A 17831-nucleotide genomic window follows, 5' to 3' on the forward strand; every position below is an offset into this window, starting at 1 on the left:
CAGCGCGCCGAGCGGGAACGACCCCCGGGCGGCGGGCACCACCGGGCGGCGGGCACCACCGCGGCGTCGCCGGGCGCCGGCGGCTAGAGCGCCGTTTCCACCACGGCGCACAGGCGGGCGGTGGCGGCCCGGGCCACGGACTCGTCCTCGGCCTCCACCATCACCCGCACCAGCGGCTCGGTGCCGCTCGCCCGCAGCACCACCCGGCCCCGGTCGCCGAGCCCCGCCTCCACCGCGGCGAGCTCGGCCTGCACGGCCGGGGCGGCCACCGCCTCGGACGGTCGCGCCACCGCCACGTTGACGAGCACCTGGGGCAGGCGGGTCATCGAGGCGCGCGCCAGCTCGGCGAGCGGGGTGCCCAGGCGGCGGACCAGGTCGGCGAGCAGGATGCCGGTCAGCACGCCGTCACCCGTGGTCGCCAGCCGCCGGAACACGATGTGGCCCGACTGCTCGCCGCCGAGGGTCAGCCCGTCACCGTCGAGGGCCTCGAGGACGTAGCGGTCCCCCACGGCCGTCTCGCGCACCGTGATGCCGCGCTCGGCCATCGCCAGGCGGAAGCCGAGATTGGTCATCACCGTCACCACCACGGTGTTGCCGGCGAGTTTGCCCCGGCCGGCCAGGTCGGTGGCGAACAGCGCGAGCAGCTCGTCACCCGTGGCCGGCACGCCGGTGTGGTCGACGGCGATCAGCCGGTCGGCGTCGCCGTCGAGGGCGAGGCCGAGGTCCGCGCCGCTCGCCACCACTTCGGCGGCGAGCATCTCGGGGTGGGTGGAGCCGCACCCGTCGTTGATGTTAGTGCCGTCGGGGTCGCAGGCGATGGCCCGCACGTCCGCGCCCAGCCGCGCCAGGACCTCCGGCGCCACCGCCGAGGCGGCGCCCTGCGCGCAGTCGACGACCACGCGCAGGCCCGACAGGTCACGCCCGTCGAGCACCCCGACGAGATGGTCGACGTAGCCCTGCGCGGCGTCGGGCTCCGCCCACAACCGGCCCACCCCGTGGCCGACGGGGGGGCGTGGCGCACGGCCGGAAGCGGCGAGGACCCGGTCGAGCTCCTCCTCGATGGCCGCCTCGGCGGCGTCGGGGAGCTTGAGGCCCCCGGCGGCGAAGAGCTTGACCCCGTTGTCGGCGAAGGGGTTGTGCGAGGCCGAGACCATGGCGGCGGGCACGCCGCGTCGGGCCGACAGCCAGGCCACGCCCGGGGTGGGCAGCACGCCCAGGTCGACGACGTCGGCGCCCTCGCTCGCCATCCCCGCCGACAGGGCCGCCTGGAGCAGGGGACCCGAGCGCCTCGTGTCGCGCCCGACGAGGAAGCACTGCGCCGGCAGGGCACGGGCCGCGGCGCGCCCGAGCGCCATGACCAGCTCGGCACCCAGCTCGGCGTTGGCGACCCCGCGGATGCCGTCGGTGCCGAACCGCACCCCCACGGCCGGCTACCGCTTGGAGTACTGGGGGGCCTTGCGCGCCTTCTTCAGGCCGTACTTCTTGCTCTCCTTCTCGCGCGCGTCGCGCGTGAGCAGGCCGGCCTTCTTGAGCATGGAGCGCAGTTCGGGGTCGAGCTCGACCATGGACCGGGCGATGCCGAGCCGCATGGCGCCGGCCTGGCCGGCCACGCCGCCACCGTCGATGGTGGCGTCGATGTCGTACTCCTCGCCGCGGTTGACCACCCGCAGCGGCTCGGTGACGACCATGCGGTGGGTGGCCGAGGTGAAGTAGTCCTCGAAGGGCCGCCGGTTGATGGTGATGGCCCCCTGGCCGGGCCGGATCCGCACGCGGGCCACGGCGCGCTTGCGGCGGCCCGTGTTCTGGCAGAGCGGAGCGGGGAGCTTGGTCTTCGTCGACACGTTCGTCGTCCTGTCTTTCTCGCCTCGGTGGCTTCGGCCGGTGCCTAGCGGGGCCGGAGGCTCATGCCCGTGCCCGGGCGGCGGGCACGTCGAGGGGCTCGGGCTGCTGGGCCTGGTGGGGGTGCTCGGGGCCGGCGTACACCTTCAGCTTGGCCAGCTGCTGGCGGCCCAGCCGGGTGCGCGGCAGCATGCCCCGCACGGCCCGGCGGACGATCTCCTCCGGCCGCTCGGAGAGCAGGTCGCCGTACCCCTTCACCTTGAGGCCGCCGGGGTAGCCGCTGTGGCGGTAGACGAGCTTCTTCTCGACCTTGCCCGCCGTGAGCACGACCTTGGAGGCGTTGACGACGATGACGTGGTCACCCGTGTCCATGTGGGGGGCGAAGATCGGCTTGTGCTTGCCGCGCAGGACCGAGGCCACCGTCGTGGCCAGCCGTCCGAGCACCATTCCCTCGGCGTCGACGACGTGCCACGCCTTGGTGATGTCATCGGCCTTGGGCGAAAACGTGCGCACGCAGGGATCCTTCGTCTCGTGTCCGGGCTCCGCACCGGCGTCGGGTGGCGCCGCCGGCCTGGGTGCCGACCGCCGGGCGGCCCGCCGCGTGCGGGCAGCTCCTGCAGGTAGCCGACCTACGACTCTAGGGGCTGGGGTGTGCACCGGGCAAGCGGGTCACCACCCGTCGTCCCCCTCGTAGGCCACGGCGGTCAGGCACAGCCCCTGCGGGGGGGCGACCACCCCGCCGCTGCGGGAGCGGTCGCCGCTGCGCAGGAGCCACGTCACGTCCGACACCCGGCGCCGGGCCCGGCCCACCTCCACGAGCACCCCCACCACCGAGCGCACCATCTGGTGGCAGAACGACGTGGCCTCGATGTCGAAGCGCAGCAGCCGGGCGCCGGGCCCGAGCTCGCCGGTGGGGACGGCCACCTCGGCGAAGCCGGCGTCGAGCACCCGTCGGGGGATCGGGGTCCCCGGCGCGGTGCCGGGGACCCGGCGGCAGAACGCCCGGAAGTCGTGCTCCCCCAGGAGCGAGTCGGCCGCGCTCACCATGGCCCGGAGGTCCAGGGGGCTCGTGACGTGCCAGGACAGGGGGGCCAGGAGGGGATCGGGCGTCGGCGCTTCGAGGATCAGGTACCGGTAGCGCCGCGCCCGGGCGGAGCGCCGGGCGTCGAACCCCGGCGGGGCGGCCTCGGCCGACCGCACGGCCACGGTGGGCCCGAGAAGGGTGTTCACCGAGCGCACCAGCCGCACCGCGTCGACGTCGGGGCGCACGTCGACGTGCACCACCTGGCCGGTGGCGTGGACGCCGGCGTCGGTGCGCCCCGCACAGACCAGCTCGACCCGGTGGCCGACGACGGTCCCGATGGCGCGCGCCAGGTCGCCGGCCACGGTGCGCTGGCCGGGCTGGGCCGCGAACCCCCGGAAGCCGGCGCCGTCGTAGGAGACCGTCAAGCGGAGGCGGGTGGTCACCGCCGGGGCGGCGTCGTCACGGGACGCCGGGCCGTCGGCCGCCGTCTCGCCGACGCTCGCCGACCCCACCTCGTCGCCCGCCTGCGGGGCGGCTGCGAGGTCGGGGTCGAACAGCGTCACACCAGCTCGATGCGCGCCATGGGCGCGCTGTCACCCTGTCGAGGGCCGAGCTTCAGGATGCGGGTGTAGCCGCCGGGCCGGTCCGAGTAGCGGGGGGCGATCTCGGCGAACAGCTTGTGGGCCATGTCCTTGTCCCGGATGAGCGCCACCACGTTGCGCTGCCGGTGGACGCCGCCCTTCACCGCCGCGGTGATGCACTTCTCCGCCACCGGCCGCAGCGCCTTCGCCTTGGACTCCGTCGTCACCAGCGACTCCGCCGCGATGAGCGACGCCACCAGGTTGCCGAGCATCGCCTTCTGGTGGGCGGCGTCGCCGCCCAGCCGCCTGCCCCTGCGGGGGGTGCCTCGCACGGCGGGCCCCTCAGTCCTTGATGCGGAGCGACAGGCCCCGCTCGTCCAGCCGCTGGATCACCTCGTCGAGTGACTTCTGGCCGAAGTTGGTGATGGCCAGCAGGTCCTCGGCGGTGCGCTCCACGAGCTCGCCGATGGTGTTGACCTGGGCGCGCTTGAGGCAGTTGCGCGGCCGCTCGGACAGGTCGAGATCCTCGATGGCGAGGTCGAGGTCCGGCGAACCGCTGGTGGAGGTGCCCACCTCGCCCAGCTCCAGGCCCTGGGGCTCGTCCTCGAGGTCGGCCACCAGGCCGACGAGCGAGCGCAGCGTGTCGCCGGCCGAGGCGAGCGCCTCGCGCGGGGTGAGCGAGCCGTCGGTCTCGATGTCGAGGACCAGGCTGTCGAAGTCCGTCGACTGCTCCACCCGCACGGGCTCGACCGAGAAGGCCACGCGCCGCACCGGGGAGAAGATGGAGTCGACCGGGATGACGCCGATGGTGGTCGACCGCTTGTTGCGCTCGGCCGAGGCGTAGCCCCGGCCGCGCTCGACCGTGACGTCGATGGCCAGGCGGCCCTTGGCGTTCAGGGTGGCGACGTGCAGCTCGGGGTTCAGGACCTCGACGTCGGCGGTCAGCTGGAGGTCCCCGGCGGTGACGTCCCCGGGGCCACGCTTGTCGCAGCGCAGCGTCACCGGGTCGTCGGTGTGCACCCGGAGGACGACGTCCTTCAGGTTGAGGATGATGTCGGTGACGTCCTCCTTCACCCCCGGCAGGGTGGTGAACTCGTGGAGGGCGTCGTCGAAGCGGACCTGGGTGACCGCCGCCCCGGGGATGGACGACAGCAGCGTGCGGCGGATGGAATTGCCGAGCGTGTGGCCGAAGCCCGGCTCGAGGGGGCTGACGGCGAACCGCTGCCGGTTGGCCTCCTCCTCGCCGATGGCCTCGACGGTCGGGCGCTGGATGATGAGCATGCGACTGGCTCCTGGGTTCTGTGGGGGGCGGTGTCTGTGGGGGCGGAGCTGGGTGCTACTTGGAGTAGAGCTCGACGATGAGCGACTCGCGCACCGGCTCGTCGATGTGCTCGCGCTCGGGCAGCGTCGTGACCCGCACCTGGGTCCGGCCCTCCGCCGCCTCGAGCCACAGGGGCAGCGGGCGGTCGAGCGTGTCGAGGTTGCGGCGGACGAAGTACAGCTCGCGCGACGACGGCTTGAGCGTCACCACGTCGCCCTGGCGGACCCGGTAGCTCGGGATGGTGACGCGCTTGGCATTGACCAGGATGTGGCCGTGGCGCACGAGCTGACGCGCCTGGGCGCGGCTGGCGCCCCAGGTGGCCCGGAAGGTCACGTTGTCGAGGCGAAGCTCCAGGAGGCGCAGCAGGTTCTCGCCGGTGATGCCCGGCTGGCGGCTGGCCTCGGCGTAGACGTTGCGGAACTGCTTCTCGAGGAGCCCGTAGATCCGGCGGGCCTTCTGCTTCTCACGCAGCTGGGCCAGGTACTCCGAGCCCTGGCGCATGCGGTCGCGACCGTGCTCGCCCGGCGGGTAGGCACGGCTGTGGCGGTCGGTGACGGCCTCGCTCACGGGGCACTTGAGCGAGTAACAGCGCTCGCCCTTCAGGAACAGCTTGGTCCGCTCGCGCCGGCACAGGCGGCAGACGGGACCGGTGTATCGAGCCATGGGGTGCGGTGCTCCTTCCGTGCCCGCTAGACCCGGCGCCGCTTCTTGGGGCGGCAACCGTTGTGCGGGATGGGGGTGACGTCTTTGATGCCGGCGACCTCGATGCCGACGGCGGCGAGCGAGCGGATGGCGGTCTCGCGGCCCGATCCGGGGCCGCGCACCAGGACGTCCACCTTGCGCACGCCGTGCTCCATGGCCCGGCGGGCGGCCTGCTCGGCGGCCAGCTGGGCGGCGAACGGGGTGGACTTGCGCGAGCCCTTGAAGCCGACGTTGCCGGCCGAGGCCCAGGCCAGGACGTTGCCCTCGTGGTCGCAGATCGAGATGATGGTGTTGTTGAACGAGCTCTTGATGTGGGCGACCCCGTAGGCGACGTTCTTGCGCTCCCGCTTGCGGGGGCGGCGGACCGTGGCGGACTTGGTCGTGGACTTGGCGGTCTTGGCCATCAGTGCTTCCGAACCTTCTTCTTGCCGGCGACGGTCTTCTTGGGGCCCTTGCGGGTGCGGGCGTTGGTGTGGGTCCGCTGGCCGTGGACGGGCAGGCCCTTGCGGTGGCGGACGCCCTCGTAGCAGCCGATCTCCATCTTCCGCTTGATGTCCTGGGCGATGTCCCGGCGCAGGTCGCCCTCGACCTTGAAGTTGGCGTCGATGTAGGACCGGAGCCGGGCCACCTCCTCGTCGGTGAGGTCACGCACTCGGGTGTCGGCGTTCAGGTCGGTCCCGGCCACGGTCTGCTGCGCCCGGGTCCGGCCGATGCCGAAGATGTAGGTGAGGGATATCTCGAGCCGCTTCTCACGGGGGATGTCCACACCGGCGATCCGTGCCACTTTGGGTTGTTGCTCCTTCCGTCCCTGGTCAGTCCGTCGGCTGGGCGCTCAGCCCTGGCGCTGCTTGTGCCGCGGGTTGTCGCAGATCACCATCACCCGGCCGTGCCGGCGGATGACCTTGCACTTCTCGCAGATCGCCTTGACGCTCGGTCGAACCTTCATCGCTGCCGTCCCTGCCCTCGAACCCCTGCCCCTCGAAGCGGGGCCCTCCTCGTCGTGAACCGTCCGTGCCCTGCTACTTGTACCGGTACGTGATCCGTCCCCGGCTCAGGTCGTAGGGCGTGATCTCCACCTGCACCCGATCACCCGGGAGGATCCGGATCCTGTGCATGCGCATCTTGCCGGAGCTGTGGGCCAGCACCTTGTGGCCGTTCTCGAGCTCGACGCGGAACATGGCGTTGGGGAGCGGCTCGATGACCGTCCCCTCGAGCACGATCGCATCCTCCTTGGGCTTTGGCAGGTGACTCCTCCTCGTTCTCGTCGACTGGCACGCCGGGCCCCCGGGGCACGGTGCGGCCGTGGTGCACCCGGTCGGCCCAGAGGCCCGGTTGGAGACGGCGGTGACAGGCCGACCGCCGACCCGGGCCGGAGGGGGGCGGACCACACCCCGGCCTGGCGAGCCGACCTACCAGCATAGCCCCTCCGTGCGGCCCCGGCCAGGGGGTTCCGGGCCGCCCCGACCGGACGCCGTCACGCCAGGGTGAGGACCTCCGGGCCGTCGTCGGTCACGGCGATGCTGTGCTCGAAGTGGGCCGACAGCCGGCCGTCGGCGGTGACGACGCTCCAGCCGTCCTCGAGGACCCGGGTGGCGGGGCCCCCGGCGTTCACCATCGGCTCGACGGCGAACACCATGCCCGCCTTGAGCATGGGGCCACCCTGGCCCGGCCAGTAGTTGGGGACCTGGGGCTCCTCGTGCATGGCGGTGCCGATGGCGTGGCCCACGTACTCCCTGACCACCGAGAACCCGGCGGTCTCGGCCACGCCCTGGACGGCCCGCCCGACCTCGTGGAGGCGGTTGCCGCTGCGCAGCTGGTCGATCCCGGCCCACAGGCTGCGCTCGGTGACGTCGATGAGGCGGGCGGCCTCGGGCGACACCTCGCCGATGGCCATGGTGAAGGCGGCGTCGCCGTGGTAGCCCTCGATGATGGCGCCGCAGTCGATCGAGAGGATGTCGCCCTCCTCGAGCACATAGGGCCCGGGGATCCCGTGGACGATCATGTCGTTGGGCGACGTGCAGATGACGGCGGGGTACCCCCGGTAGTGGAGGAAGTTGGACTTCGCCCCCCGCCGGTCGAGCACCTCGCGGGCCACGGCGTCGAGGGCGGCGGTGGTCACCCCGGGCTCGGCCGCCGCCCGGGTGGCCTCGTGCATCTCGGCCACGACCCGGCCGGCCCGGCGCATCTTGGCGATCTCGTCGGCGGTCCGCCTCATGGGCGCGCGCCCCGGCCCCGGCGCTCCTCCACGGCCCGGATGACCCGGCGCAGCACGCCGTCGGGCGGGCCCATGCCGTTCACCTTGGCCAGCTGGCCCCGGGACTCGTACCAGTCGATGAGGGGGGCCGTCTGGCGCTCGTAGAGCTCGAGCCGGCGCCGGATGGCCTCCTCGGTGTCGTCCTCGCGCTGGACCACCTCCCCCCCGCACACGTCGCACAGCCAGCCGACCTTGGGCGGGTTCGTGACCGAGTAGTTGGCGCCGCAGTCGGTGCACACCCGGCGACCCGCCAGCCGGCGCATGGCCTGCACCGTGGGGACCTCGATGTCGGCCACGAGGTCGAGCGTGCCCGGCTTCAGCACGGTGGCGAGCGTCTCGGCCTGCAGCGTCGTGCGCGGGCAGCCGTCGAGGATGAAGCCCCGCGCCCTGGCGTCGGGCTCGGACAGCCGGTCGGCCACCATCTCCATGATGATGTCGTCGCCCAGCAGCTCGCCGTGGTCCATGGCCTCTTTCACCTTGAGGCCCAGGGCCGAGCCCGTCTTGACCGCGGCGCGCAGCATGTCGCCCGTGGAGATGTGCGGGACCACGTAGTGGTGCGACAGGCGCACGCACTGGGTGCCCTTGCCTGCCCCCTGTTTGCCGAGGACCACGAGCCTGACGCCGGGTACCACCGTCAGCTACTTGAGGAAGCCTTCGTAGTTCCGCATCATCAACTGACTGTCGATCTGCCGCATCGTCTCGAGTGACACGCCGACGGCGATCAGCAGCGTGGTCCCGTAGAACGGGTACCCACGGATGTTCCACAGGGCCATGAGCAGCGACGGCAGCACGGCCACCAGCGCCAGGTACAAGCCCCCGGGAACGGTGATGCGGTTCAGGATGCGAGCCAGGTACTTCTCGGTGGGCGGCCCGGGCCGGATGCCCGGGATGTAGCCGCCCTGCTTGCGGATGATGTCGGCCTGCTGGTGCGGGTCGAACGCCACGTACACGTAGAAGAAGGTGAAGGCGAAGATGAGCACCCCGTACGACAGGACGTACATCAGGCTCGTCGGGGTGATGTGGTTGTTCACGAAGGTGCGGAACCCCGTCCACGGGATGATGTTGGCCAGCAGGACGGGGATGTAGAGCAGCGAGTTGGCGAAGATGATGGGGATCACGCCGGACTGGTTGACCTTGAGCGGGATGTACGTCGACGAGCCCCCGTACATCCGCCGGCCCACCACCCGCTTGGCGAAGGTGACGGGGATCCGGCGCTGGCCCTGCTCCATGAACACCACGACCACGAGGAGCACGAGCGTCAGGGCCACGATGACCCCGAACTTGAGCGACCCGCCCTGGGTGAGCACGGCCGTGCCCCCGGCGGGGATCCCCGCGGTCACGTTGGCGAAGATCAGGATGGACATGCCGTTGCCGATGCCGCGCTGGGTGATGAGCTCACCGAGCCACATCACGAACGCCGTCCCGGCGGTGAGCGTCATGCAGATGAACCCGGCCCGCCACAGCGTGAAGTTCGGGATGAGGTCGACGTTCTTGCTGCCGAGGAGGCCGCCACCGCCGTTGTGGAAGACGTAGACCAGGCCGGCCGACTGCAGCAGCGCCAGCCCGATGGTCAGGTACCGGGTGGTCTGCGTCAGCTTCTTCTGTCCGACGGCCCCCTGGTCGCGCCATTCCTCGAGCTTGGGGATCACCGTGGACAGCAGCTGGATGATGATCGAGCTGGTGATGTAGGGCATGATCCCCAGCCCGAACACCGCCATGCGCAGCAGGCCGCCCCCGGAGAACAGGTTGAGGAACCCGAGGATGCCGGCCTGCTTGGCCGACGCCTCCAGGTTCTGGACCTGCGTGATGGAGATGAAGGGGACGATGATGTTCGCCCCGAGCTGGTAGATGGCCACGACCAGCAGGGTGAAGACAACCTTGTTGCGCAGGTCGGCGACCTTGAAGATGTTCTTCAGGCTCGAGAGCAACGCCCCTCCTCCTCGCTGCGCACCGGGGCCCGGGGGAACCGAGGCTAGCGGTTGGTGAGCGCGTTGCCCCGCGCGGGTGGGCGACCGTGGCCGAAGGGCATCGGCAGGATCTCCACGGTGCCGCCGGCCGCCTCGATGGCGCTGCGGGCGGAGGCGGACACGGCGTGGGCCTGCACGCGCAGCGCCCGGTGCAGCTCCCCGCGTCCGAGCACCTTGACCAGGGCGCCCTTGCGGACCCGGCCCGCCGCGCCGAGGGTGGCCGGCGTCGCCTCGTCCCCCGTGAAGGCGTCGAGCGTGTCGAGGTTCACCACGGCGAAGGATACCCGGAAGGGGTTCTTGAAGCCCTTGAGCTTGGGAATCCGCTGCGCCAGCTGGAGCTGGCCGCCCTCGAAGCCCGGCTTCACCGTGTCGCGGGCGCCGGTGCCCTTGGTGCCGCGCCCGGCGGTCTTGCCGCCCTTGCCGGCGATGCCCCGGCCGACGCGCCGCTTGGGCCGGTTGGAGCCGGGGGCGGGACGGAGGTCGTGGAGCTTCATGCTGTCTCCTCGGCGGCACGCGCGGCGCGGCCCTCGGCGACCCGGTGGGCTTGCCGGGAGGCGGCGTTGCGCTCCTGCTGGTCGGCGGCGGCGGCGGCGTCGGCGGGCTCCACGGCCACGAGGTGGGGGACGCGCGCCAGCATGCCGCGCACGTCGGGGCGGTCCGGGAGCACCCGGCTCTGCCCGACGCCGCGCAGGCCCAGGGCGCGCAGCGTCCCGCGGTGCTTGGGCTTGGTGCTGATGCCCGAGCGCACCTGGGTCACCCGCAGGTGCCCGCCGTCGGCGGTCGGGCCGGAGGCGGCGCTCACGTCGGCACCTCCTGGAACAGGTCGGAGGCGCGCTGGCGCTCGCGGTAGGCCCGCAGCACGCCGCGGGGGACGACCTCGTCGGCGGGCTTGCCCCGCAGGCGGGCGACGTCCTCGGGGCGCATGAGCGACTTCAGCCCGGCGATGGTGGCGTGGGCCACGTTGATGCCGTTCGACGAGCCCAGGGACTTGCACAGGATGTCGTGGATGCCCGCCATCTCGAGGATGGCGCGCGCCGCGCCCCCGGCGATGACGCCGGTGCCGGGCGAGGCCGGCTTGAGCATGACCTTGCCCGCGCCGGCGACGCCGATGATCGGGTGGGTGATCGTCGAGCCCGCCAGTGGGACGTCGAACATGTTCTTGCGGGCCTCCTCGATGCCCTTCTGGACCGCCAGGCCCGCCTCCTTGGCCTTGCCGTAGCCGAGGCCCACCCGCCCGTTGCCGTCGCCCACGACCATGAGCGCCGTGAACGAGAACCGGCGGCCACCTTGGACCACCTTGGCCACCCGGTTCACCCGGATGGTCCGCTCCTCGAATTGCCCGTCCAGCATCAGAACTCCAGTCCTCCCTCACGCGCCGCGTCGGCCAGTGCGGCGACGCGGCCGTGATATCGGTTGCCGCCGCGGTCGAACACGACGAGGGTCACGCCCGCCGCCACGGCCCGCTCGGCGACGAGGCGGCCCACGGCGACAGCGGCGGTGATGTTCCCGCCGCTGTCGCCACGCAGCGCGGCCTCCACCGTGCTGGCCGCGGCCAGCGTGCGTCCCGTGGTGTCGTCGATGACCTGCGCCGAGATGTGGCGGACGGAGCGGAACACGGCGAGGCGGGGGCGCCCGGGCGTGCCCGCGATGTGCTTGCGCACCCGGGCGTGGCGCCGGATGCGCAGTGTCCGTTTGCGTGCTGCGGTGGTCGCCATCGTCACTTCGCCGCCTTGCCGGCCTTGCGGATGACGTGCTCGCCGGCGTAGCGGATGCCCTTGCCCTTGTAGGGCTCGGGCTTCCGGAGCTTGCGGATGTCGGCGGCGGTCTGGCCGACCTTCTCCTTGTCGATCCCCTTGACCACGATGCGGGTGGGCGTGGGGACCTCGAAGGTGACCCCCTCGGGCGCCTCCACCGAAACCGGGTGCGAGAAGCCCAGGGCGAGCTCGAGCGAGGACGGGCCCTTGGCCGTGGCGCGGTACCCCACGCCGACGATCTCGAGCTCCTTGGAGAACCCCGCGGTCACCCCGACGACCATGTTGGCCACGAGCGAGCGCGTGAGCCCGTGCAGGGCCCGGTTCTGGCGCTGGTCGTCGGGCCGCTCGACGAGCAGCGCCGACTCCTCCTGGCGCACGGTGATGGCACCCGGGAGCGGGCGCGACAGGCTGCCCTGCGGGCCCGCCACGGTGACCACCCGGTCGTCGAGCGACACGGTGACCCCGCCCGGCACGGCGATCGGCGCACGGCCGACTCGCGACATCAGCGAACCTCCTCACCAGACATAGCAGAGGACCTCCCCACCGACCCGGCGCTGGCGCGCCTCGCGGTCGGTCATGAGGCCGTGGCTCGTGGACACCACGGCCACACCCATGCCACCCAGGACCCTGGGCATGCGATCGGCGCGGGCGTAGATACGCAGGCCGGGCCGCGACACACGCTTCAGGCCCGCGATGGTGCGGGTACGGTCCGACGCGTACTTCAGCTGGATCTCGAGGACGTCGCCGGGGCCGGTCGCCGGCGTGACGTCGAAGCTCGCGATGTACCCCTCGCGCTCGAGGATGCCGGCCAGGGACACCTTCAGCTTCGAGCTCGGCATCTTGACGCTGTCGTGCATCGCCGTGTTGGCGTTGCGGATCCGCGTGAGCATGTCCGCGATGGGGTCGGTCATCGTCATCGGCGCGTCCCTCCCCTCACCAGCTCGCCTTGGTGACGCCGGGGATCTCCCCGGCGTGCACCATCACCCGCAGGCAGATCCGGCACAGCCCGAACTTGCGCAGGACCGCCCGCGGGCGGCCGCACCGGCGGCACCTCGTGTACGCCCGGACCTTGAACTTGGGCGTTCGCTGCTGCTTTTCGATCAATGCCTTCTTCGCCATGGTGCTAGACGGTCTCCTGCCTGAAGGGGAACCCGAAGGCGACGAGGAAGGCGCGGCCCTCCACGTCGTTCCGGGCGGTGGTGCAGATGGTGATGTCCATGCCGCGCGTGGTGTCCACGCGGTCGTAGTCGATCTCCGGGAAGATGAGCTGCTCGGTGACGCCGAACGTGTAGTTGCCCCGCCCGTCGAAGGAGTTCGGCGGCAGCCCCCGGAAGTCCCGGATGCGCGGGATGGCGAGGGCGATGAGCCGGTCGAGGAATTCCCAGGCCCGGTCGCCGCGCAGGGTGACCTTGGCGCCGATGGCCATGCCCTCGCGGAGCTTGAACGCCGCGATCGACTGGCGGGCCCGGGTGACCACGGGCTTCTGGCCGGTGATCACCTCGAGGTCGCGCACGGCGCCCTCGATGAGCGAGGGCTGCTGGGTCGCCTTGCCGACGCCCATGTTGATCACGATCTTCTCGAGGCGGGGCACTTCCATGACGTTGGCCAGGCCCAGCTGCTGCTGCAGCTCGCCCCGGGTCGTCGTGTCGTAGCGCTCCTTCAGGCGGGGGCGCGTGCGGGTGGCGGCGACGGTCATGACAGCTCCGTCCCGCACTTGCGGCAGATCCTGACCTTGCGGCCCGCGTCGTCGTAGGTGATGCCGATGCGGGTGGGCCCGCACGCCGGGCACACCACGGCGACCGCGGACACGGGGAGCGGCATGTCCTTGTCGATGATCCCGCCCTGCATGGTGGCGCCGCGGGGCTTGGTGTGGCGCTTGGCCATGTTGGCGCCGTCGACGATGACCTTGCCCTCGGCCGGGAGCGCCACCATCACCTGGCCGCGCCTGCCCCGGTGCTTGCCCGAGAGCACCTGCACCGTGTCACCCTTGCGAATTCGCATCACAACACCTCCGGAGCCAGCGACACGATCCGCATGAACCGCTTGTCGCGAAGCTCACGCCCCACGGGCCCGAAGATCCGGGTGCCCCGTGGCTGCTGCTGCTCGTTGATGAGCACAGCGGCGTTCTCGTCGAACCTGATGTAGCTGCCGTCGGGGCGGCGGGTCTCCTTGGCGGTGCGCACCACCACGCACCGGACGACCTCGCCCTTCTTGACGGCCGCACCCGGGATGGCGTCCTTCACGGTCGCCACGAAGACGTCGCCGATCCCGGCGTAGCGGCGCCGGGACCCGCCGAGCACCTTGATGCACAGCACCTCGCGTGCCCCGGAGTTGTCGGCCACCTTGAGGCGCGACTCCTGCTGGATCACCGGGCACGCTCCAGGACCTCGGTGACGCGCCAGCGCTTGAGCTTCGACAGCGGCCGCGTCTCCATGACGCGCACACGGTCGCCGAGCTTGGCGTCATGGCCCTCGTTGTGGGCGTAGAGCTTGCGGGTGCGCTGCACGGTCTTGCCGTAGCGGGCGTGGCGGACGCGCTCGACGACGGCCACGACCACCGTCGCCTGCATCTTGTCGGAGACGACGAGACCCTCACGGGTCTTGCGCATCGCCCGTTGCGCGGTCGCCGATGCCTCTTCCTCGGCCATCACTCGTCCTCCTCGTCGGCTTGGTCGCCGGCCGTCGCACCTTCGACGGTCCCCGGCGCCTCGGCGGCCTCGTCGACGGCCTCGGTGCGGCGCGACCGCGACCGCGCGGGCGCCGTCTCTTCGTCTTCGACGTCCTCGGCCGTCCGGCGGCGTGGTGCCCGCGCCGGTCCCGACGCGGCCACCGGGCCGGCCTCGCGGCCCTCCGCCAGGGCGATCTCGCGGTCGCGCAGCACGGTGAGGACCCGGGCGACGTCCTTGCGCACCCGGGAGAGGCGCGTGTTGTTGTCGAGCTGGCCGGTGGCGAGCTGGAACCTGAGGTTGAGCAGCTCGCGGCGGTACTCGGTCAGCCGGCCTTCGAGCTCGTCGTCGTCGAGTTCGCGCAGTTCCATGGCGGTGGGCACGGCTAGACCTCCACCTCGGGCGCCCCGTGGGTGCCCGGCCGGATGACGAAGCGGGCCTTGAAGGGCAGCTTCTGGATGGCCCGCTCCATGGCCTCGCGCGCCAGGTCCCGCTCGACGCCCGCCAGCTCGAACAGGATGCGACCGGGCCGCACGACCGCGACCCAGTGCTCGGGGTTCCCCTTGCCCGAGCCCATGCGGGTCTCGGCCGGCTTCTGCGTGACGGGCTTGTCCGGGAAGATGCGGATCCAGACCTTGCCACCGCGCTTGACGTGGCGGGTCATGGCGATTCGGGCGGCCTCGATCTGGCGCTGGGTGATCCACGCCGGCTCGAGCGCCTGGATCCCGAAGTCCCCGAAGTTGATGGTGGTGCCACCCTTCGACAACCCGTTGAGGCGTCCACGCTGCTGCTTGCGGTGCTTGACCTTGCGCGGCATCAACATCAGTCGGACTCCTTGCGGAAGTGCGGCGTCTCGTGATGCTCGTTGCGCGTGCGGCGCTCGATCTCCTCTTCCTCCGCCAGCAGGCGCTCGAAGTCGTCCGCAGCGGGGGCGGCGCCGGGCAGCGGGGCCGCGGCGGGCAGCGTCTCCTCGGCGGCGCCGTCGGTGGCGTCGGCCGGGACGGCGGCCCCGTCACCGGTGTCGGGGGCGGTGTCCGGCGTCGGGATGACGCTGCCGGGCTCACCCTGCTCGGCGCGGCGACGGCCGCCGCCGGCGGTGACGAGCCGGCGCGGGCCGGACTGGCCCGACGTCTCGCCGGCGGCCATGGCGGCTTCGCGGGAGATCTTGTCCTCCGAGGAGAGCTTGTAGGGCAGGATGTCGCCCTTGTAGATCCACACCTTCACGCCGATGCGGCCGAAGGTGGTGCGGGCCTCGCGGAAGCCGTAGTCGATGTCGGCCCGCAGCGTGTGCAGCGGCACGCGGCCTTCGCGGTAGCCCTCCTTGCGGGCCATCTCGGAGCCGCCCAGGCGGCCCGAGCACTGCACGCGCACCCCGAGCGCCCCGGCCTTGGTCACCGTCTGCATGGCGCGTTTCATCGCCCGGCGGAACGCCACCCGGCGCGCCAGCTGGTCGGCGATGCTCTGGGCGATCAGGGCGGCGTCGAGCTCGGGCTGCTTGATCTCCTGGATGTTGAGCTGGATCCGGTTGCGCAGGCCCGTGATCTCCTCGATCTTCTTCTTCAGGCGGTCCGCCTCCGATCCCCGGCGGCCGATGACGATCCCGGGCCGGGCCGTGTGGATGTCCACCCGCAGGCGGTCGCGCGTGCGCTCGATCTCGATCCGGCTCACCGCCGCCGACTCGAGCTGCGACGTGAGGTAGTCGCGGATCTTCCAGTCCTCGATGATGAAGTCCTGGTAGTGGCGCTCCTCGAACCAGCGCGACTTCCAGTCGGTGGTCACGCCGAGGCGGAACCCGTAGGGATTGACCTTCTGGCCCATGGCTCAGCCCTTCTCCTCGTCGGCGGCCCCGCCGTCGTCGCCATCGGCGTCACCGGCCTCGTCCGAGGCCCTCTCCGTGCTCTTGCGGGCCGCCCGGGCCCGTCGCTCCTCGGCGGCCGGCGCCTCGGGCTGGTCGACCTCGGTGTCGGTGTCGGCGTCGGTGTCGGTGGTGTCGACGACCTCCTCGGTGGCCTCCACGTCGGTGTCGGTGACCTCCACGTCGGTGTCGGTGACCTCCACGTCGGCATCGTGGTCGGCGAGTGCGGTGGCCTCGTCCGCGTCCGCCCCGGGGCCCGTGGCGCCCTCACCCCGCCCGCCGCCGCGGCGCGATGCCGCCACCCGGCGCGAGCGCATCGCCGTGGTCGCCTCGGCCCGGCGCACCCGGCGCCGCTCGAGGCGGTCCTCCGGCAACCGGCTCACGATCACCGTGATGTGACAGGTCCGCTTGCGGATCCTCGTGGCACGGCCCCGGGCCCGCGGGCGCCAGCGCTTGAGCGTGGTGCCCTCGTCGGCGAAGCACGCCGAGACGTAGAGGTCCTCGGGGTCGAGCTGGTCGTTGTTGCGGGCGTTGGCGACGGCGGAGGCGAGCACCTTGCCCACGACGCGGGCGGCCTCGCGCGGCGTGGTCCGCAGCAGCTCCTCGGCGCGGTCCACGTCCATGCCCCGGACGAGGTCGAGCACCTGGCGGGCCTTGCTCGCCGACATCCGGTAGTGGCGGAGCACCGCCCGGGTCCCGGGGACCTCGTTGGTCTTCACACCGGGCACGTCAGCGCCTCGCCGAGCGCTCTTGGCCGGCGTGGTACCGGAACGTCCGTGTCATGGCGAACTCCCCCAGCTTGTGGCCCACCATCGACTCGGTCACGTACACCGGGACGTGCTTGCGCCCGTCGTGCACGGCGATGGTGTGGCCCACCATGTCGGGGATGATCGTGGAGCGACGCGACCACGTCTTGATCACTCGCTTCTCGTTGGTGGCGTTGAGGGCGTCCACCTTCTTGAGGAGGTGGTCGTCGACGAAGGGCCCCTTCTTCAGGCTACGAGGCATGCGGCACTGCTCCTTCGGCTCCGGTCATCGGCGTGCGCCGCGGCTGCGCCGGCGGCGCACGATCATCGGGTCGGACGACTTGTGCCGGGGACGCGTGCGGCCCTCGGGCTTGCCCCACGGCGACACGGGGTGCCGCCCACCGGAGGACTTGCCCTCACCACCGCCGAGGGGGTGGTCGACCGGGTTCATGGCGACGCCGCGGGTCTGCGGGCGCACGCCCTTCCACCGGTTGCGGCCCGCCTTGCCGATCGAGATCAGCTCGGCCTCGGCGTTGCCCACCTCGCCCAGGGTGCCGCGGCAGTCGATGGGCACGCGGCGCATCTCGGTCGACGGCAGCCGCAGCGTGGCGAACTGGCCCTCCTTGGCGACCAGCTGCGCGCTCATCCCCGCGCCGCGGGCGAGCTTGCCGCCCTGGCCCGGACGCAGCTCGATGTTGTGCACGGTCGAGCCCACCGGGATGTAGCGCAGGGGCAGCGCGTTGCCGGGACGGATCTCCGACCCCTGGCCGCTCCCCAGGACGTCGCCCACCTTCACCTGGGCAGGGGCGAGGATGTAGCGCTTCTCACCGTCGTAGTAGTGCAGCAGGGCGATGCGGGCATTGCGGTTCGGGTCGTACTCGATGGCGGCCACCTTGGCGGGCACGCCGTCCTTGTCGCGCTTGAAGTCGATGATCCGGTACTGCTGCTTGTGGCCGCCACCGCGGTGGCGGGCCGTCTTGCGCCCGTAGCTGTTGCGGCCACCGGTCCCGGGCTTGGGGACCACGAGCGACCGCTCGGGCTTGGACCGCGTGATCTCCGAGAAGTCCGACACCGACTGGAAGCGTCGGGCGGGGCTGGTGGGCTTGCGCTTGCGCAGGGGCAT

The 17831-nt window shown here is 72.0% G+C and carries 27 protein-coding genes and 4 pseudogenes; all 31 read right to left on the reverse strand.

Features of this window, described 5'->3' with window-relative positions; translation table 11 throughout:
* Positions 1-83: 83 nt before the first annotated feature.
* On the reverse strand, positions 84-1424 hold the full coding sequence (glmM, locus tag VMV22_10260; GenBank protein HUY22712.1) for a phosphoglucosamine mutase: 1341 nt from the start codon (positions 1422-1424) through the stop codon (positions 84-86).
* 6 nt (positions 1425-1430) lie between these two features.
* Positions 1431-1841, reverse strand: coding sequence for a 30S ribosomal protein S9 (gene rpsI / locus VMV22_10265; protein ID HUY22713.1), 411 nt, complete (start codon positions 1839-1841; stop codon positions 1431-1433).
* Between the two features lie 61 nt (positions 1842-1902).
* Positions 1903-2352, reverse strand: coding sequence for a 50S ribosomal protein L13 (gene rplM, locus VMV22_10270; GenBank protein HUY22714.1), 450 nt, complete (start codon positions 2350-2352; stop codon positions 1903-1905).
* A 156-nt stretch (positions 2353-2508) separates the two neighbouring features.
* Positions 2509-3426 (reverse strand): tRNA pseudouridine(38-40) synthase TruA, encoded by a 918-nt coding sequence (truA, locus tag VMV22_10275; protein HUY22715.1) that lies wholly within the window; start codon positions 3424-3426, stop codon positions 2509-2511.
* Positions 3423-3716 (reverse strand): 50S ribosomal protein L17, encoded by a 294-nt coding sequence (gene rplQ / locus VMV22_10280; GenBank protein ID HUY22716.1) that lies wholly within the window; start codon positions 3714-3716, stop codon positions 3423-3425. Before rplQ ends, truA begins: the two co-directional genes overlap by 4 nt.
* Positions 3717-3786: 70 nt before the next feature.
* Positions 3787-4725 (reverse strand): DNA-directed RNA polymerase subunit alpha, encoded by a 939-nt coding sequence (locus VMV22_10285; GenBank protein ID HUY22717.1) that lies wholly within the window; start codon positions 4723-4725, stop codon positions 3787-3789.
* A 55-nt stretch (positions 4726-4780) separates the two neighbouring features.
* Positions 4781-5428: a 30S ribosomal protein S4 gene (rpsD, locus tag VMV22_10290; GenBank protein ID HUY22718.1), complete on the reverse strand. Its 648-nt coding sequence runs from the start codon at positions 5426-5428 to the stop codon at positions 4781-4783.
* A 26-nt stretch (positions 5429-5454) separates the two neighbouring features.
* Complete coding sequence (gene rpsK / locus VMV22_10295; protein ID HUY22719.1) at positions 5455-5871, reverse strand: 30S ribosomal protein S11; 417 nt, start codon at positions 5869-5871, stop codon at positions 5455-5457.
* Positions 5871-6251: a 30S ribosomal protein S13 gene (rpsM, locus tag VMV22_10300; protein ID HUY22720.1), complete on the reverse strand. Its 381-nt coding sequence runs from the start codon at positions 6249-6251 to the stop codon at positions 5871-5873. Before rpsM ends, rpsK begins: the two co-directional genes overlap by 1 nt.
* A 48-nt stretch (positions 6252-6299) precedes the next feature.
* Entirely contained in the window at positions 6300-6413 is a 114-nt protein-coding gene (gene rpmJ, locus VMV22_10305) for a 50S ribosomal protein L36 (GenBank protein ID HUY22721.1), read from the reverse strand.
* Positions 6414-6486: 73 nt separating this feature from the next.
* On the reverse strand, positions 6487-6711 hold the full coding sequence (gene infA, locus VMV22_10310; protein HUY22722.1) for a translation initiation factor IF-1: 225 nt from the start codon (positions 6709-6711) through the stop codon (positions 6487-6489).
* A gap of 230 nt (positions 6712-6941) precedes the next feature.
* Complete coding sequence (gene map, locus VMV22_10315; protein ID HUY22723.1) at positions 6942-7682, reverse strand: type I methionyl aminopeptidase; 741 nt, start codon at positions 7680-7682, stop codon at positions 6942-6944.
* Positions 7679-8353 carry an adenylate kinase gene (locus tag VMV22_10320; GenBank protein ID HUY22724.1) on the reverse strand — a complete coding sequence of 225 codons (675 nt, stop codon included), beginning with the start codon at positions 8351-8353 and terminating at the stop codon, positions 7679-7681. The genes map and VMV22_10320 overlap by 4 nt, the downstream gene beginning before the upstream one ends.
* A 6-nt stretch (positions 8354-8359) precedes the next feature.
* Positions 8360-9649 (reverse strand): preprotein translocase subunit SecY, encoded by a 1290-nt coding sequence (gene secY / locus VMV22_10325; GenBank protein HUY22725.1) that lies wholly within the window; start codon positions 9647-9649, stop codon positions 8360-8362.
* 44 nt (positions 9650-9693) lie between these two features.
* Entirely contained in the window at positions 9694-10182 is a 489-nt protein-coding gene (gene rplO, locus VMV22_10330) for a 50S ribosomal protein L15 (GenBank protein HUY22726.1), read from the reverse strand.
* Positions 10183-10289: 107 nt separating this feature from the next.
* Positions 10290-10451: pseudogene (gene rpmD, locus VMV22_10335) on the reverse strand (50S ribosomal protein L30).
* A gap of 35 nt (positions 10452-10486) precedes the next feature.
* Positions 10487-11038 (reverse strand): 30S ribosomal protein S5, encoded by a 552-nt coding sequence (rpsE, locus tag VMV22_10340; protein HUY22727.1) that lies wholly within the window; start codon positions 11036-11038, stop codon positions 10487-10489.
* On the reverse strand, positions 11038-11403 hold the full coding sequence (rplR, locus tag VMV22_10345; GenBank protein HUY22728.1) for a 50S ribosomal protein L18: 366 nt from the start codon (positions 11401-11403) through the stop codon (positions 11038-11040). Before rplR ends, rpsE begins: the two co-directional genes overlap by 1 nt.
* Positions 11404-11405: 2 nt before the next feature.
* A complete protein-coding gene (gene rplF, locus VMV22_10350; GenBank protein HUY22729.1) occupies positions 11406-11945 on the reverse strand; it encodes a 50S ribosomal protein L6 in 540 nt (179 codons plus the stop codon).
* A 12-nt stretch (positions 11946-11957) separates the two neighbouring features.
* On the reverse strand, positions 11958-12359 hold the full coding sequence (gene rpsH / locus VMV22_10355; protein ID HUY22730.1) for a 30S ribosomal protein S8: 402 nt from the start codon (positions 12357-12359) through the stop codon (positions 11958-11960).
* Positions 12360-12375: 16 nt separating this feature from the next.
* Positions 12376-12561, reverse strand: a complete 186-nt coding sequence (locus VMV22_10360; protein ID HUY22731.1) for a type Z 30S ribosomal protein S14 — start codon at positions 12559-12561, stop codon at positions 12376-12378.
* A 4-nt stretch (positions 12562-12565) separates the two neighbouring features.
* Positions 12566-13138, reverse strand: a complete 573-nt coding sequence (gene rplE, locus VMV22_10365; GenBank protein ID HUY22732.1) for a 50S ribosomal protein L5 — start codon at positions 13136-13138, stop codon at positions 12566-12568.
* A complete protein-coding gene (gene rplX, locus VMV22_10370) occupies positions 13135-13443 on the reverse strand; it encodes a 50S ribosomal protein L24 (GenBank protein HUY22733.1) in 309 nt (102 codons plus the stop codon). Before rplX ends, rplE begins: the two co-directional genes overlap by 4 nt.
* On the reverse strand, positions 13443-13811 hold the full coding sequence (gene rplN, locus VMV22_10375; GenBank protein ID HUY22734.1) for a 50S ribosomal protein L14: 369 nt from the start codon (positions 13809-13811) through the stop codon (positions 13443-13445). Before rplN ends, rplX begins: the two co-directional genes overlap by 1 nt.
* The gene (gene rpsQ / locus VMV22_10380) at positions 13808-14089 is read right to left on the reverse strand and encodes a 30S ribosomal protein S17 (protein ID HUY22735.1); all 282 of its coding nucleotides are present in this window, start codon (positions 14087-14089) and stop codon (positions 13808-13810) included. Before rpsQ ends, rplN begins: the two co-directional genes overlap by 4 nt.
* A gap of 200 nt (positions 14090-14289) precedes the next feature.
* Positions 14290-14478, reverse strand: a pseudogene (rpmC, locus tag VMV22_10385) (50S ribosomal protein L29).
* Between the two features lie 14 nt (positions 14479-14492).
* Complete coding sequence (rplP, locus tag VMV22_10390) at positions 14493-14930, reverse strand: 50S ribosomal protein L16 (GenBank protein HUY22736.1); 438 nt, start codon at positions 14928-14930, stop codon at positions 14493-14495.
* Positions 14931-15277: 347 nt separating this feature from the next.
* Positions 15278-15925 (reverse strand): annotated as a pseudogene (gene rpsC / locus VMV22_10395) (30S ribosomal protein S3).
* Positions 15926-16339: 414 nt separating this feature from the next.
* Positions 16340-16648, reverse strand: a pseudogene (gene rplV / locus VMV22_10400) (50S ribosomal protein L22).
* Between the two features lie 43 nt (positions 16649-16691).
* Complete coding sequence (gene rpsS, locus VMV22_10405) at positions 16692-16970, reverse strand: 30S ribosomal protein S19 (GenBank protein HUY22737.1); 279 nt, start codon at positions 16968-16970, stop codon at positions 16692-16694.
* A 24-nt stretch (positions 16971-16994) separates the two neighbouring features.
* Positions 16995-17831 carry a 50S ribosomal protein L2 gene (gene rplB / locus VMV22_10410; GenBank protein HUY22738.1) on the reverse strand — a complete coding sequence of 279 codons (837 nt, stop codon included), beginning with the start codon at positions 17829-17831 and terminating at the stop codon, positions 16995-16997.

It is taken from the genome of Acidimicrobiales bacterium (genome assembly GCA_035531755.1).
In the GTDB taxonomy this organism is placed as follows: domain Bacteria; phylum Actinomycetota; class Acidimicrobiia; order Acidimicrobiales; family UBA8190; genus DATKSK01.

Excerpts from the sequence above, each read along its gene's own strand:
- rplQ (HUY22716.1), bottom strand. The coding sequence starts at position 3,716 with ATGCTCGGCAACCTGGTGGCGTCGCTCATCGCGGCGGAGTCGCTGGTG.
- VMV22_10285 (HUY22717.1), bottom strand. The coding sequence starts at position 4,725 with ATGCTCATCATCCAGCGCCCGACCGTCGAGGCCATCGGCGAGGAGGAG.
- rpsD (HUY22718.1), bottom strand. The coding sequence starts at position 5,428 with ATGGCTCGATACACCGGTCCCGTCTGCCGCCTGTGCCGGCGCGAGCGG.
- rpsK (HUY22719.1), bottom strand. The coding sequence starts at position 5,871 with ATGGCCAAGACCGCCAAGTCCACGACCAAGTCCGCCACGGTCCGCCGC.
- rpmJ (HUY22721.1), bottom strand. The coding sequence starts at position 6,413 with ATGAAGGTTCGACCGAGCGTCAAGGCGATCTGCGAGAAGTGCAAGGTC.
- map (HUY22723.1), bottom strand. The coding sequence starts at position 7,682 with ATGAGGCGGACCGCCGACGAGATCGCCAAGATGCGCCGGGCCGGCCGG.
- rplO (HUY22726.1), bottom strand. The coding sequence starts at position 10,182 with ATGAAGCTCCACGACCTCCGTCCCGCCCCCGGCTCCAACCGGCCCAAG.
- rpsE (HUY22727.1), bottom strand. The coding sequence starts at position 11,038 with ATGCTGGACGGGCAATTCGAGGAGCGGACCATCCGGGTGAACCGGGTG.
- rplR (HUY22728.1), bottom strand. The coding sequence starts at position 11,403 with ATGGCGACCACCGCAGCACGCAAACGGACACTGCGCATCCGGCGCCAC.
- rplF (HUY22729.1), bottom strand. The coding sequence starts at position 11,945 with ATGTCGCGAGTCGGCCGTGCGCCGATCGCCGTGCCGGGCGGGGTCACC.
- rpsH (HUY22730.1), bottom strand. The coding sequence starts at position 12,359 with ATGACGATGACCGACCCCATCGCGGACATGCTCACGCGGATCCGCAAC.
- VMV22_10360 (HUY22731.1), bottom strand. The coding sequence starts at position 12,561 with ATGGCGAAGAAGGCATTGATCGAAAAGCAGCAGCGAACGCCCAAGTTC.
- rplE (HUY22732.1), bottom strand. The coding sequence starts at position 13,138 with ATGACCGTCGCCGCCACCCGCACGCGCCCCCGCCTGAAGGAGCGCTAC.
- rplX (HUY22733.1), bottom strand. The coding sequence starts at position 13,443 with ATGCGAATTCGCAAGGGTGACACGGTGCAGGTGCTCTCGGGCAAGCAC.
- rpsQ (HUY22735.1), bottom strand. The coding sequence starts at position 14,089 with ATGGCCGAGGAAGAGGCATCGGCGACCGCGCAACGGGCGATGCGCAAG.
- rplP (HUY22736.1), bottom strand. The coding sequence starts at position 14,930 with ATGTTGATGCCGCGCAAGGTCAAGCACCGCAAGCAGCAGCGTGGACGC.
- rpsS (HUY22737.1), bottom strand. The coding sequence starts at position 16,970 with ATGCCTCGTAGCCTGAAGAAGGGGCCCTTCGTCGACGACCACCTCCTC.
- rplB (HUY22738.1), bottom strand. The coding sequence starts at position 17,831 with ATGCCCCTGCGCAAGCGCAAGCCCACCAGCCCCGCCCGACGCTTCCAG.